At 68.5% G+C, this 14,344-nt stretch carries 10 protein-coding genes and 1 CRISPR repeat array (1 of these 11 only partly in view); all 10 genes read left to right on the forward strand.

Annotated elements, in window-relative coordinates; all coding sequences use genetic code 11:
- Positions 1 to 1,876: a CRISPR direct-repeat array (repeat unit 28 nt; unit sequence GGAACACCCCCGCGGGCGCGGGGCCGAC); it begins 651 nt to the left of the window's first position.
- Between the two features lie 188 nt (positions 1,877 to 2,064).
- The 10 genes from cas3 (at position 2,065) to ACIP8W_RS22690 (ending at position 14,298) form a co-directional block, all read left to right on the forward strand.
- Positions 2,065 to 5,070 (forward strand): CRISPR-associated helicase Cas3', encoded by a 3,006-nt coding sequence (cas3, locus tag ACIP8W_RS22645; protein WP_401954670.1) that lies wholly within the window; start codon positions 2,065 to 2,067, stop codon positions 5,068 to 5,070.
- A 172-nt stretch (positions 5,071 to 5,242) separates the two neighbouring features.
- On the forward strand, positions 5,243 to 7,012 hold the full coding sequence (casA, locus tag ACIP8W_RS22650) for a type I-E CRISPR-associated protein Cse1/CasA (protein ID WP_402204343.1): 1,770 nt from the start codon (positions 5,243 to 5,245) through the stop codon (positions 7,010 to 7,012).
- Positions 7,013 to 7,079: 67 nt separating this feature from the next.
- Entirely contained in the window at positions 7,080 to 7,700 is a 621-nt protein-coding gene (gene casB, locus ACIP8W_RS22655) for a type I-E CRISPR-associated protein Cse2/CasB (protein ID WP_366396636.1), read from the forward strand.
- Positions 7,701 to 7,851: 151 nt separating this feature from the next.
- The gene (gene cas7e, locus ACIP8W_RS22660; RefSeq protein WP_401954664.1) at positions 7,852 to 9,006 is read left to right on the forward strand and encodes a type I-E CRISPR-associated protein Cas7/Cse4/CasC; all 1,155 of its coding nucleotides are present in this window, start codon (positions 7,852 to 7,854) and stop codon (positions 9,004 to 9,006) included.
- 71 nt (positions 9,007 to 9,077) lie between these two features.
- Positions 9,078 to 9,887, forward strand: coding sequence for a type I-E CRISPR-associated protein Cas5/CasD (cas5e, locus tag ACIP8W_RS22665; protein ID WP_402204346.1), 810 nt, complete (start codon positions 9,078 to 9,080; stop codon positions 9,885 to 9,887).
- Positions 9,888 to 9,892: 5 nt separating this feature from the next.
- Positions 9,893 to 10,726: a type I-E CRISPR-associated protein Cas6/Cse3/CasE gene (gene cas6e / locus ACIP8W_RS22670; RefSeq protein WP_401954658.1), complete on the forward strand. Its 834-nt coding sequence runs from the start codon at positions 9,893 to 9,895 to the stop codon at positions 10,724 to 10,726.
- A gap of 3 nt (positions 10,727 to 10,729) precedes the next feature.
- Complete coding sequence (gene cas1e, locus ACIP8W_RS22675) at positions 10,730 to 11,893, forward strand: type I-E CRISPR-associated endonuclease Cas1e (RefSeq protein ID WP_401954655.1); 1,164 nt, start codon at positions 10,730 to 10,732, stop codon at positions 11,891 to 11,893.
- Entirely contained in the window at positions 11,890 to 12,168 is a 279-nt protein-coding gene (gene cas2e / locus ACIP8W_RS22680) for a type I-E CRISPR-associated endoribonuclease Cas2e (RefSeq protein ID WP_366396632.1), read from the forward strand. Before cas1e ends, cas2e begins: the two co-directional genes overlap by 4 nt.
- A 983-nt stretch (positions 12,169 to 13,151) precedes the next feature.
- A complete protein-coding gene (locus ACIP8W_RS22685) occupies positions 13,152 to 13,784 on the forward strand; it encodes an HAD family phosphatase (RefSeq protein WP_366396599.1) in 633 nt (210 codons plus the stop codon).
- Positions 13,785 to 13,800: 16 nt separating this feature from the next.
- Entirely contained in the window at positions 13,801 to 14,298 is a 498-nt protein-coding gene (locus tag ACIP8W_RS22690) for a gamma-glutamylcyclotransferase family protein (protein ID WP_402204349.1), read from the forward strand.
- Positions 14,299 to 14,344: the final 46 nt, after the last annotated feature.

The following is a 14,344-nucleotide window of genomic DNA, read 5'->3' on the forward strand; positions in this document are numbered from 1 at the left end:
ATCACCGTGGGACTCCACGGAACACCCCCGCGGGCGCGGGGCCGACCAGGGCCTCCCACGTCAGCGCGGGTCCACTGCCGGAACACCCCCGCGGGCGCGGGGCCGACACGGTGTCCTGAGCGACGTTGCGGCCGAGAAGCGGAACACCCCCGCGGGCGCGGGGCCGACCTCAGCCTTCGGAATCGAGGGGGTCGGGATGACGGAACACCCCCGCGGGCGCGGGGCCGACCCCCTGAACCTCCGTACGAAGGAGCCCTCATGCGGAACACCCCCGCGGGCGCGGGGCCGACCCCCTGACCCTCCGTACGAAGGAGCGCTCATGCGGAACACCCCCGCGGGCGCGGGGCCGACGTACGGGCGGGCAGTCATCTGCTCAGGCATCCGGGAACACCCCCGCGGGCGCGGGGCCGACTGGCAACGCTCGACTGCCTCGGACGTGAGCTGGGGAACACCCCCGCGGGCGCGGGGCCGACCATCGCACTGGTGTGCGTGTAGGGCCTGGGATCGGAACACCCCCGCGGGCGCGGGGCCGACCCGGCGGCCGGTGTCGGCCCGGGTGATCAGGTAGGAACACCCCCGCGGGCGCGGGGCCGACGCCTCAGTGATCCCAAGAACCCAATATCGTGGCGGAACACCCCCGCGGGCGCGGGGCCGACCCACGCCATTCCAGACGTCATCGGGATCAGCTGGGAACACCCCCGCGGGCGCGGGGCCGACGCGCTTCTTCGCCAGGTCGATCACCGGGGCGTCGGAACACCCCCGCGGGCGCGGGGCCGACGCCAAAGGACTCAGGGTGGGCGGAACGTCATGCGGAACACCCCCGCGGGCGCGGGGCCGACATCGTAGTCAAGGTCATCGAGTGGGTCGCCAAGGGAACACCCCCGCGGGCGCGGGGCCGACGTCGCCACGGAGGCCATCAGCTCCGAACCGGGCGGAACACCCCCGCGGGCGCGGGGCCGACGTCGTCGAGGCTGTCAAGGGCATCGTCAACTGGGGAACACCCCCGCGGGCGCGGGGCCGACACGGCTTTGGCGATCTGCTCGGGGGTCATGCGCGGAACACCCCCGCGGGCGCGGGGCCGACTGTGTGAACCGAAGCCCAGAGGTCGCGTCGAACGGAACACCCCCGCGGGCGCGGGGCCGACTACGTGCTCGACAAGGTCGACCCGCAGGAGGTCGGAACACCCCCGCGGGCGCGGGGCCGACCTCTGGGACCCGTTCACCGGCAGGGTGACCCAGGGAACACCCCCGCGGGCGCGGGGCCGACAGCGCGTCCCCCTCTGCCAGGTCGACGCTGAGGGGAACACCCCCGCGGGCGCGGGGCCGACTACTTCCACGGAGCGTATGGGACCCATACACTCGGAACACCCCCGCGGGCGCGGGGCCGACTCGGTTGGGTTGGTGGCAAAGTCCGTCTGGCGGGGAACACCCCCGCGGGCGCGGGGCCGACGACGGCCGCCTCCGTGATTACTAGCTCGCCCGAGGAACACCCCCGCGGGCGCGGGGCCGACTCTCCCGACACACGGGGAGGGGGGTCTCGCGCGGGAACACCCCCGCGGGCGCGGGGCCGACGCCTCCAACTCCCCGACCCGGACCTTCCACCGGGGAACACCCCCGCGGGCGCGGGGCCGACCAGTCGCAGTCGACTCCGGTGAGCCGGTAGAGCGGAACACCCCCGCGGGCGCGGGGCCGACCGGGAGATGAGCGAGGAACAGCTCACCGCCCTCGGAACACCCCCGCGGGCGCGGGGCCGACACCGGATGACCGGATACATGACCCTCACCACCCGGAACACCCCCGCGGGCGCGGGGCCGACCGCCTGACGCAAGGTCTCGGGGCTCGTCTCGAAGGAACACCCCCGCGGGCGCGGGGCCGACACTTGCTGACCTGGTCCTTTATCTGGAGAAGGCTTCGTTTTCATTCAGTGGGATCGACCTGAGACGTTCAACGAGGAGCAGTCGACAAGCGTCAGAAATGAACAATTGCGGTCGATTCCCCACTCGTTGTCAGTGCCGCCACTTACGCTGCCCAATCACCTTACTGAACTGAGTGGACGGGGGGCGGAGTGTCCCGCAGCGGCGTTGAATCCGGTAGTGGTTGTGATGATCTTCTCGGCGTGCTGTGGGGGAAGTCCGAAGAGAAGGCCGGCGGGACGATGAACCTGCTGTTGTCGCATCTCCTGGACACAGCTGCGGTTGCGGAACGTATGTGGGACGACTTCCTGGCGCCGTCCACCAAGCGAATGCTGGATGAGACCGCAGGAGGCGCGGGCAAGGGGCGGCGTCTGTTCTCCTGGTTGTGCGGGGTGCATGACTGTGGGAAGGCGACGCCGGCTTTCCAGCGGATGTGGGTGAAGGGCGCTGAGGCGGTGCGTGCTGCCGGGCTCGGTTGGTCCGAGGCGGCTATCGCTAACTGTAAGTGGCGGCATGACCGAGCTGGTGGGTATCTGCTGCAGAAACTGCTGCCGAGCGGTGGCTGGTGCGAGGAACAGGTGTCCTGGGTCTGGCCGTTGGTGGCGGGGCACCATGGTGCGTTCCCCAGCCGTGCCATCACCCAGCCGGCGCGTAAGGCGCGGGGGCAGTTGGCCGGTAGCGGGCGTTGGCCCGAAGTCCAGCTGGCGTTGGTAGAGCGTTTCACCGAGGAGTTGGGTTTTGGCGACCTGGCTGAGGTGGAGCCGTGCCGGGTTCCGTCGCGGGCGGCGCAGTTACATCTGAGCGGGCTCATTGTGATGGCGGACTGGATCGCCAGCGACGAGAGGCACTTCAAGGGCGTCGATGTCCTGGCGAAGGTGACCCTGGACAACGCACGGGTGCGCGCCGGACTGGTGTGGGAGGCGCTTGGCCTGCGTGGTGGGTGGGGTCGTCTGGCCGAGCCGGGGCCGGAGGCGTTCGGTGATCGGTTCGGGCAGAGTCCTCGTCCGTCGCAGCGGATGGTGATGGAGGCGGCGCGGAGGATGGAGGCCCCCGGGCTGCTGGTGGTCGAGGCGCCGATGGGTGAAGGGAAGACGAAGGCCGCGCTGTTGGCGGCCGAGATCCTGGCGGCGAAGTTCGGGGCAGATGGTGTGTTCGTGGGGATGCCGACACAGTCCACGAGCGACCCGATGTTCAGCCAGGTCAGAACGTGGGTCGCCATGGTCGACGGGGGCTCGGACTCCCAGGTTGCCCTGCTTCATGGCAAGCGGATGTTCAACAAGGAATGGCGGCAACTGCTTGATCCAGGTGCCGATTTGGCTTCCGAGGCCAGGTTCGGAGGGATCGACGAGTACGGCGAGTGCGAGGGCGACGACCTCTACGGCGACGACCTCTACGGGGACGGCGATCCGTACTGCGGGAGCGGCGCCAACGCGCGAGCGGGTCTGCCGGATCAGCCGTCGTCGCGTGGACCAGCGGAGTGGTTCCTGGGCGCGAAGCGGGGGCTGCTGTGTCCGTTCGTGGTGGGGACCATCGACCAGTTGCTGTTCGCCGCGACCCGGACCAGGCATGTGATGCTCCGTATGGCGGGGCTGGCCGGCAAAGTCGTGGTGCTCGACGAGATCCACGCCGCGGATGTCTACATGTCCCAGTTCCTCAAGGAGGGCTTGCGTTGGCTGGGGCAGGCGGGTGTTCCGGTGGTTCTGCTGTCCGCGACGCTGCCGCCGCGGCAGCGCCGTGAGCTGATCGACGCCTACCTCGCCGGTGCCGTGTCCCGAGAGGAGTTCACGGCCGAGGGCCTGCCCGATCCGCTGGGGTATCCGTCGGTCAGCGCAGCGTGGCTGGCGCCCGACGGCTCCGGTCCGCGGTTCGCTGTCGAGGACTGTGCCGGCTGGCGCAACGATCTTTCCGTCGCGGTTGGGTTCATGCCGGAGACGATTCCCGGCCGGCAGACGCCGTACGAAAAGAGGGAAGCGATCAAGGCCGAGACGAACGCGTCGGTTGCCGCGTACCTCGGCCGCGAGCTTGCCGACGGCGGGTGCGCGCTGGTGATCCGTAACACCGTGGACCGCGCGCAGTCTCTGTACACCGAACTCCGCAAGAGATTCGGTGACGAGGTGCTCCTGCTGCACGGGCGCATCGCCGTCGGACCGCGAGCTGACCGTACGGAAAAGTGCCTGAGCCTGCTCGGCGCGGCGAAGAAGGGCCTGCCGCCCAGCAGACCGGCGCGGTTGATCGTGGTCGCTACTCAAATCGCGGAGCAGTCCTTCGACGTCGACGCGGATCTCCTCATCACCGACCTTGCCCCGATCGACCTGGTGCTTCAGCGGGTCGGCCGTCTGCACCGGCACGAGGCGACTCGGCGTTGCGGGCGGCTGGCCAGACCTCGTGTGGTGATCACTGGTTTCGCCGGCGCGGACGGTGCGTGCGAGGTCACGGGTTTTGAAGGCGGTACGACGGCACTGGAGCGGCCCGCACCGCGGTTTCTCGGCGGGTCCGAGTTCATCTACGGGCGGCACCTGCTCCTCAGGGCGGCGGCGCTGCTGTTCACGGCTGGGGACGGCTGGCGTATTCCGGCGCAGGTTCCGGAACTGGTCGCGGCCGGCTACGGGGAGGGCGAGGACGGGATGTCGCAGGCGTGGCGCGAGGACGCGGCGTCAGCTCGGTTGCGGTGGGAGGACGAGCAGCGGCGGCGGGCTGATAACGCGGCCGACTGTCTCCTGACCCGGCGGGGTGACAGAGAGGGCACGACCCTGTCCGGACTGCACTACTCCTCGGTTCCGGGTGCGGGCCGTGACACGGACCTGGACGCGGTGGTCCGTGACGGCGAGGCCAGTACGGAGGTCATCGTCGTGGTTCACGACGGTGAGACGTACCGGACCCTGGCGGGGCGTTCCCTGACGGTGAACGGGGACGTTCCGGACGAACTGCTGGAGGAGGTCCTCGGTGGGACGGTGAGACTTCCGCCGCGCTATACGGCGGCTGCGGCTCAGGAGCTCGTTCCACTGCCAGGATGGCTCGGTCACCCGCGGCTCGGATACAGCCCGGCACTCGTCCTCGACTCCGGATACGGGACGGTTCTCGCCGATCGGGCAGTGCGTTACGAGCAGGACCTGGGGCTGGTGGAGGAGAGGGCTCCCGCCGGGCGGCCCGGGAGATAGCGGGAGACGGAACGGGTTCTCAGCGTTCCGCGTTCCGCGGAGCGAGCGGGAGAGAACGAGGGAAAGGACCGCCCGGAATACTGGTCGGTAGGAATCATTGGCGAACCTTTGGCCAATGATTCGGGCTTATCGCTTTTCCTCTCAAGTTGCTTGCTGATGTGTAGGGTTGCTTATGCGTCCTAAGACGGGAAAGGTGCTTGGGGGAACCGAGTTGTTCAATTTGCTGGATGAACCATGGCTGCCCGCGAGGGTCCTGGACGGTTCCGCGGAGCCAAGCTCTCAGAATCTCGGTGTGCTTGAGGAGATCGGGCTGCGTCGGCTTCTTCTGAAGGCGGATCGATTACAGGACCTCGTGGTCGATCTACCGACTCAGAAGCCCGCAATTTTCCGCCAGTTGTTGCTGCCTATCGTGGTGCACGCTCTCGGCCGACCGCCGGGTGCCGCCCAGTGGGCGGAAATGTTCCAGGCCGGTGCCTTCACCCCGGAGCAGAGTCAGAAGCTCACCGACTATCTGGACGATCACCGTCATCTCTTTGACCTGTTCGACGCCGCTGACCCTTTCGGGCAGGTCGCCGGACTCCACACGGCCAAGGGGGAGACGAAGGGATCGGCCCTCCTCGTCGCGACGGCCGCGACCGGGAACAACGTGCCGCTGTTCTCCTCCCGCACGGAGGGTGATCCGCTGGAGCTGACCCCCGCGCAGGCCGCCCGCTGGCTCGTGCACACACACTGCTGGGACACGGCTGCCATCAAGACCGGCGTCGTCGGAGACCCACAGGCGAAAGCAGGGAAGACGACGGGCAACCCGACTGGTCCACTGGGCCAGTTGGGCGTCGTCATGCCGGTGGGTAGCACAGTGTACGAGACCCTTCTGCTGAACATCCCTTTCGGGCAAGCGCCTCTGTCGGACGACCTGCCGCAGTGGCTCCGGCGCGCAAAGGAAGGCAGGGTCGAAGACACCCTGTCGTGTGCCACCCCCGCATGGCAGACACGGCCGGCTCGCGGACTGCTGGATCTGTGGACCTGGCAGTCACGGCGTATCCGACTGATCCCCGAGGAGACCCCGGCCGGGACACGGGTCACCCGAGTCGTCGTGGCAGCCGGCGACCGGCTCACCTCGACGCCCGCCGACGAGCCCCACACCACCTGGATCAGAGACCGCCCCGCATCACGCGCCAAGAAGACCGGCAAGGCCGGCAAGACCGCAGCGCCGGCGGCCGAGCGGCCCCGCAGGCATCAACCGGGGCGGGCAGCCTGGCGTGGTCTTGAAGCCCTGCTGGCGGTCGAGAGCGCCACCATGGACTACGAGGCGACCGCCACCCGCGCTGGTTTCCGCTCCAGTGTCCTGCTCAGCTCCCTCAGCGACACGGTCGACCGGATGCCGGAGACGTACCCGCTCCAGGTGGAGCTGACCGGCATCGCCTACGGCAACCAGTCCGCCGTCATCGAAGACGTCTTCTTCGACCGGATCCCGCTGCCGCTGGCCGCACTGGACCCGGACGGCATCATCTACGGCTCGCTCCTGGCTGCTGTGGAGCAGGCAGAGAAGTTGGCCGCGGCCGTCAACAACCTCTCCGGGGATCTTCGGCGGGCCGCAGGCAGCGAACCGATCCCCTGGGACAAGGGACAGCGCCCCGGCGACACCCTGTTGCACGCCCTCGACCCGATTGTGCGGCGCCTGCTGGCCGGACTGCGCAAGGCAGGAGAGGACTTCGACCAGTCCGAGCGTGGGCTTGAGGCATGGGAGGAGAAAGCCGGACGCGCAACGTGGAAGGTGGCCGAGCAGGTTTTCTCCACCGCCGCGCCCACTCTGTTCACCGGCCGCTCGGTCACCAGGGACGGCAAGGAGTACGTGTACCGGCTCAGTACCGCGGAGCAGAACTTCCGGGACCGTCTCGACGCGGTCCTCACACGCCGCTCGGCACCGCGCAAGGGCCGGTGAATCATGACGCCGCGCGTTCCCGGCACCACTTCACACCTGCTGGCCTTCTGACCGAAGGGGGACCGCTGTGTCCGCCACCCCACAGACCGACACTACCCGTGTCACCACCCCCAACATCCGCCGCTACTGGGCGCAACGCGTGGACAGCGACGGCGCTTGGCACAAGCAGCCGGTGGTCAAGACGCCCATGCGCCCGCCCGGCGAGGACCTGGCGGCACTGCGCTCCGGCCTGGGGCGACCAGCCGGCACCGTACCGGCACTCTGGCGTTTCTACACCAGCCCCGTCGACGGGAAGGTAACGCCAGAACTGGAAGCCGAACACGCGGCCCTGTCGCTCTACGGCCTGCACCAGCAGAGTCAGAGCCGCCCCATGCACAAGCCCGGTATTCACGTGGGGACCGCACTGCGAACGCTGCACCGCAGTGAACGCTTCGGTGAGGAGGCCGTCGACCGCCGAGTCGCCGCGGCGGTTCACACCTCGTCCGTCACCGCTCTGGTCTACCGGTTGCGTGGACTGATCACACAACTCCGTTCCGTGGAACAGCCGCTCGACTACGACCGCCTGCTCCAGGACATCAAGCGCTGGCACTACGCCGAGTCCCGGCAGAGCGTCCGCCGGGACTGGGGCCTCGCCTATCACGCGTGGAGCGCCCGCAGCGACAAGGAATCCCCGGCGAAAGCACGCTGATCGCGCCGCGGCCTTCGGCGAGCGGACACGCTGACACCCGGCTCCGGCGACCGACTTCGGCGCCTGTATCGCCTCACCCGCAGCGGTCCGCCAGGGCCGCCCGTTTCCCGTACCCACTGACACCGACGCTGACCGAACCGCTGGAGGACCCATGGCGCTGCCCGCGTCCCGCACCTACATCGACGTTCACATCCTGCAGACCGTGCCCCCGGCCAACCTCAACCGGGACGACCAGGGCAACCCCAAGGAGGCGTACTTCGGCGGGGTGCGCCGCTCACGCGTCTCCTCCCAGGCGTGGAAGCGCGCCACCCGGACCCACTTCACCGAGCGCCTTCCCCAGCAGGACCTCGCCACCCGTACCCGGCGGATTGGCGGCGCGCTCGCCAAACGGATCGTCTCCGTAACCGACCTGGAAACCGAGGACGCGACCCGTCTGGCGGGCGCCCTCCTGGAGCCCTTGAAGATCAGCGCCGGCAAGAAGGAGGGCGACACCGCCTATCTGTTCTTCTACGGCCGCCGCCAGCTCGATTCCGTCGCGGGCCTGGTCAAGGACAGGGCCGCCGAACTTATCGCCCTGGACGACGAGGAACTGGCCTCTGAGATCAAGCAGTTGCCTGTCCAGAAGCAGTTCAGCACTGGACACCCCGTGGATGTCGCCCTCTTCGGGCGCATGGTCGCCGACATGCCGGCGCTCAATGTCGACGCGGCCACCCAGGTCGCCCACGCGCTCTCCACCCACGCGGTCGAGCTGGAATTCGACTACTTCACCGCGGTGGACGACGAACAGAAGAAGGGAGAGGAGACCGGCGCCGGCATGATCGGCACCATCGGTTTCAACTCCGCGACCCTCTACCGCTACGCGTCCGTCGGCCTTCACCAGCTCGTGGAGAACCTCACCGACGAGGAAGCCGCTGTGACCGCGGTCGAGGAGTTCATGACCTCCTTCGCACGCTCCATGCCCTCGGGATACGGAAACTCCTTCGCGCACCGCACCCTGCCCAGTCTCGTCGCCGTCACCGTACGGTCCGACCAGCCCGTCAACCTCGTCTCCGCCTTCGAGGAACCGGTCACCGGATCCTCGGGAATCGCGGCGGCCTCCGCGACCGAGCTGGCCCGCGAGCACGCCAGGGCAGTCAAGGCATGGGGTGACACCCCCGCCTTCACGGCCCTGTGCCACTCCTTTCCCGCCACGGGCGACACCGCCAAAGTGCTGGAGCACACCTTTGGCGAAGCACTCCCCTTTCCTCAGCTCCTCAGCGGCCTGCGCACCCACCTGACCGACACCCTCAAGCAGGCCGCCCGATGATGCCACCCCCCACCTCCACGCCACCGCCGTCCTTGGTATCGCCGCCCGTCCCACCGGACCAGGACCATGCGGTGCTGCTGCTCCGCCTCGCCGGTCCGCTCCAGTCATGGGGTTTACGCAGCGCCTTCAACCGGCGGGAGACCAACCCGGAACCCACCAAGTCCGGTGTGATCGGCCTGCTTGCCGCGGCCTCCGGACTCGCCCGCGAGGACGGTCTCGACGAACTCCTCCCCCTGCGCCTGGGAATCCGTGTCGACCAGCCCGGAACCCTGCTGCGCGATTACCACACCGTCAGTGACTACCGGGGCCGCCCGTTACCCCAGGCCGGTGTGAACGCGAAGGGCATCCAGAAGCCGACCTCCCCCGCCAAGAACACCCATGTGACCATCCGCTACTACCTCCAGGACGCGGTGTTCCTCGCCGCGGTGGCAGGCCCACGCCCTCTGCTCACCACACTCGACCTGGCGGTCCGCGCACCCGCGTTCCCCCTCGCCCTGGGCCGCCGCTCGTGCCCGCCCACCCAGCCGGTCTCCTGCGGTGTGCGTGACGGAAGCATCGAGGACGTGCTGCGGGAGGAGCCCTGGCAGGCGTCCCGACGGGCCCGCGAACAGTACGCCGCCCAGCGGGGGCGCGAGCGCAATCTGGGCCGCTCCCTCTACCCGGCCCGGGTGGACCGCGCCGTCACCGTAGAAGATCCGGACGGGGACGACATCCTCCACGACGCCCCCGTCTCCTTCCACCCGCACGCCCGCACCTTCACCAGCCGACGCGTACGGCACGACTGGCTGAGCATTCCCACCGGCTTTCCCGGAACCCACGACGACCCCAACGGTTCGGACGACGAAGCCGGACACGACCCTTTCGCCCTGCTGGGCTGGTGATGGCCATGACCTATCTCTCCCGTATCCGCGTCAACCCGCTCCGGGCACAGAGCCGTCTACTGCTCGCCAACCCCCGGGCCATGCACGGTGCCGTCATGGGGGGTGTGCCGGGCGCCGCGGGCAGTGAGCGCGTTCTGTGGCGGCTGGACGCCGACAACCCCCACCGCCCCCATCTGTTCGTCCTCACCAGCTCCAAGCCCGACTGGACACACGTGATCGAGCAGGCCGGCTGGCCCGACGCCGACGGGGAACACGCGGCCGTCCGCGACTACGCTCCCCTCCTCCGGCAGATCGCCGCCGGACGCGAGTTCGCCTTCCGCCTGACGGCCAGCCCCGTACAGAACACCCAGGCACCCCATACCCCCACCCCCGCCCAGGCCGCCCGCCTGGACGCCCGTACCGACAGCAAGCGCGAACGCGGCTTCCGCCTCGGGCACCGCACCGTCGCCGCCCAACTCGGCTGGTTCCTCGACCGCACCGACCGCTGGGGCTTCGACATCCCGGCCTCCCGCACCGACACCCCGGCCTCCGGCCTCGATTCCCCGGCTCCCGGCCTTGACATCCCGAATCCGGACACCGCGCTCGATGCGCAGGAGGCACCCCGGGCCCGGGACATCAACCCACTCCGCGAAGTCCGTATTACCGACCGTCAGCGCCACTCCTTCACCAAGGGCGGCAATGGCCCCCGCGTCACCTTCCACAGTGCCACTTTCGAGGGACGTCTCCGCATCACCGATCCCACGGCGTTCACTACCCGCCTCCTGGAGGGGATCGGCCCCTCCAAGGCATACGGCTGCGGCCTCCTCACCCTCGCACCCCTCCCCGCACAGAAGGACTGATCCATGGCCGATCCCTGGTGGAAAGCCGATCCGCACGACCTGCACCGCATCGTGGACCGCGTATCCAGCGTCTACGTCGAGCGAAGCCACCTCGACCGCGACGAGAACGCCGTCGTCATCATCAACAAACGCGAAACCGTACGCGTACCGGCCGCCATGATCGCCGTCATGCTCCTCGGCCCCGGCACCCGCGTCACCCACGGAGCCATCCGCCTCCTCGCCGACTCCGGCACCACCGTCTGTTGGGTCGGCGAACAGGGCGTACGCATGTACGCGGCCGGACTCGGCCCCAGCCGCAGCGCCGGCCTCCTCCACCGCCAGGCATGGCTCATCACCCGGCCCAAGGAACGCCTCAACGTCGCCCGCGCCATGTACGGCATGCGTTTCCCCGGGGAAGACGTCTCCAAATCCACCATGCAGCAGCTCCGAGGCCGCGAAGGCGCCCGCTTCCGCAAGCTCTACCAGGAGCACTCCCGCCGCAGCGGTGTGCCCTGGGACGGCCGCGTCTACAAGGCCGGAGATGCCTTCGCCGCAGGCGACGACCTCAACCGCCTGCTGTCCGCGGCCAACGCGGCCCTTTACGGCATCTGCCATGCGGTCATCGTCGGGCTCGGCGCGAGCCCCGGACTCGGCTTCGTGCACACCGGCTCGGCGATCTCCTTCGTTCTCGACATCGCCGACCTCTACAAGGCCGAGTACACCCTTCCCCTCGCCTTCGACCTCGCTGCCCAAGGACTCACCGATGAACGGGACGCCCGTATCGGCCTCCGCAACCAGATCGCCGAAACCAAGCTCCTCGGCCGCATCGTGCACGACGTCAAGACACTACTGAATCCACCTGGCACGGATTTCGACACCCCGGAAACCAGCGAACTGTGGGACGAACGACTCGGATCGGTCGCAGCAGGAGTCAACTGGGCCGCCGACGCGTCGCACGACTCGTCGGCGGCCTCCCCCTCGGCCGAACCCACCGATCAAGCGAAGCCGGATGGACTCGCCCCGCCGGAACTGACCGAGGCCGGCATGGGCGAGCAGCACATCACCATCATCGGACCGGAGTTCGAGGCTCCACCTTCGTCGGAGCCCTCAAAATCACCGGAGGTTCCTAACACTCCAGACCTCCCGAAACCGCCGGAATCACCGGAACCTCCGGAGCAGACCTCGTGACCGTCATCGTCCTGATCGCCGCTCCCGACGGACTCCGCGGCCACCTCACCCGTTGGATGGTCGAAGTCAACGCCGGCGTATTCGTCGGCAACCCGAGCCGCCGCATCCGCGACCGCCTCTGGGAACTCCTCGCCACACGCATCGGCGACGGCCAAGCAGTCCTCATCGAACCCGCCTCCAACGAACAGGGCTGGGCCGTCCGGACAGCCGGCCGGGACCGCTGGCGGCCGGTGGACTTCGATGGCCTGATCCTCTCGGCCCGCAACCGCCGGTGACCGTATCGCTGTCCGGGTTGCGGGCGCACAGGCACGCGGGCGTCTTCGTCTTCATACCCGGCGTAGTCTTTCGCTGAGATTTCGTCGGTGCCCAGCCGGTTCTTGTGACCCTGCATGTGCGGGGATTGCCCTGGCCTCATGACTGGGCGTGCCATGTCACATCGGTTCTGGCCCCGCAGCGGCGGGGGTGACTTCCGTAGCAAGCAGTGAAGGCCGTCCGCACCTCTGAGTGCGGACGGCCTTCGTGTTTTCCTCGTCGATCTTTTCTGGGGCGTGTCCGAGTGAAGTCCTCCGTCGTTGAGCATGACGAACGGGGCGATGTGCCCCCGTCATTAGGTCATTCGGTACACGTGGCCTACATGGAAAGGATGACCATGGACCGCAGCTCTGCTCACTCCTTCTTACAGAACGTCATCAGGATCATGAGGCGGCTCTTCGGCTTGGTCCGCGTCCACCGCCGGACCGTTACCATCCAGATGCTCCGGGGGGCCTGCTACGGCGTTGGAACCAGCGCTGTCAGCATCCTTGCTGTTTGGGCCCAGAGGCACCTCTGAGCGGTCCCCCGCCGCCTGATGCCCCTGTCCCTTGACGAAAGAGACAGGAGCCCGCAGGGCGCGGGGCCGACCAGGAGAACGAACGGCGCCTCGGCTGGACCAAGGGAACACCCCCGCGGGCGCGGGGCCGACTCTTGTAGACCCAATTCTCCGACCTGCCGATAAGGTCACCCAAGACCCGTTGGGACATCCCACGGCGCTCTCGGAACCACTTGATCCTCTGCCCGATACTGAACAACTCTCCGTCATACGACATGGATTGACCATCCGTCGTAGGGGGACAGGGCACGCACGTTCAGCGTATGCCCGCGCGGATTGGTCAGGGGTGATACTGGTTCTCTCTCCTCTGGGAGGGAACTCAACGGTCCCCCTGCGGACATGCGGCCGGGGGATCGCGTACACGCACGAGCAGATCGGCAGGGGGCCCCTATGCCAGCCCCGTACCGTGGCCTGATTCTCGACTTCGGTGGTGTGCTCACCACCCACATGAGACTGAACGGCGAGGCATTCGAGAGGTCCGAGGGATTGCGGCCCGGCGCTTATTTCGCCGCCCTGGACGACAACCCGAAAGGCGTAGAGATCTACGCCGCTCTTGAGGTCGGAGAGGCCACTCAAGAGGACTGGAACCGCGTCATCGGCGGCATTCTCGGCATCGATCCCACGGACCTGATGCGGCGCGCCCTTGCCAACCTGCATCCGGAGCCACAGATGGTCGCCGCGGCGCAGCGCGCCCGCGCGACCGGCATCAAGGTGGCGATGCTCAGCAACTCGTTCGGGATCGAGCCCTACAACCCCTACGAGGACAAGGGCATGTGGGGAGACTTCTTCGACGCGGTGATCCTGTCGGAGCTGGAGGGCGTACGGAAGCCGTCCCCCGTCATCTACCAGCGGGCGCTCGACGCCTTGGGGCTGACCGGGCCCGAGTGCGTGTTCGTGGACGATCGCGAAGTCAACCTGCCTCCCGCCGAGGCGCTGGGTATCCGGACCGTGCACCACACGACCGACCCCGCGGCGACCGCGCGGCTGCTGGACTCGCTCCTTCTCGACCCGACCCCGGCCTGACCGAAGCGGAGGCTCCATGCGGGATGCGGATCCCTATGAGCGCTCGGCCGGACCGGCCGCGGCGGCGCTGCCGAGCCGGCTTGCCGGGGGTCCCACGGCGTTGTTCGTCTACGGCACTCTTCAGTTCGACGCCGTTCTTTCCGGGCTCATCGGACGCGTGCCAGCGCGGATTCCCGCGGTCGCCTCCGGGTGGCGGGCCGCCGCGCTCGAAGGGCGCGTCCACCCGGGGTTGGTGGAGGCAGCCGGCGCAGTGGCATCCGGCTTCCTGCTGACCGGCCTGAGTCTGCGGGAGTGGGTGATCCTCGATCTGTTCGAGGACGATCAGTACGACCTGCGGGAGGTCGCGCTCGCTTCCGGTGCGCGTGGTTGGGCGTATGTCTGGCCGGTCGGAGAGGTCCGGAACGAGGACTGGGACGCGGACGAGTTCGCGGCCTCGCACCTCCAGGAGTACGCCGCCAGGTGTGCGCGGATCTCTGCGCGTCTGGCGGCGGACGCGAGCGAGATCGTCCCGTAGAGGTTCGCTGCCCGTCGCGTGTCCTCTTGCGCTGTCCGTCGTTGCG

It is taken from the genome of Streptomyces sp. NPDC088554, from assembly GCF_044752945.1.
Classification (GTDB): Bacteria; Actinomycetota; Actinomycetes; order Streptomycetales; family Streptomycetaceae; genus Streptomyces.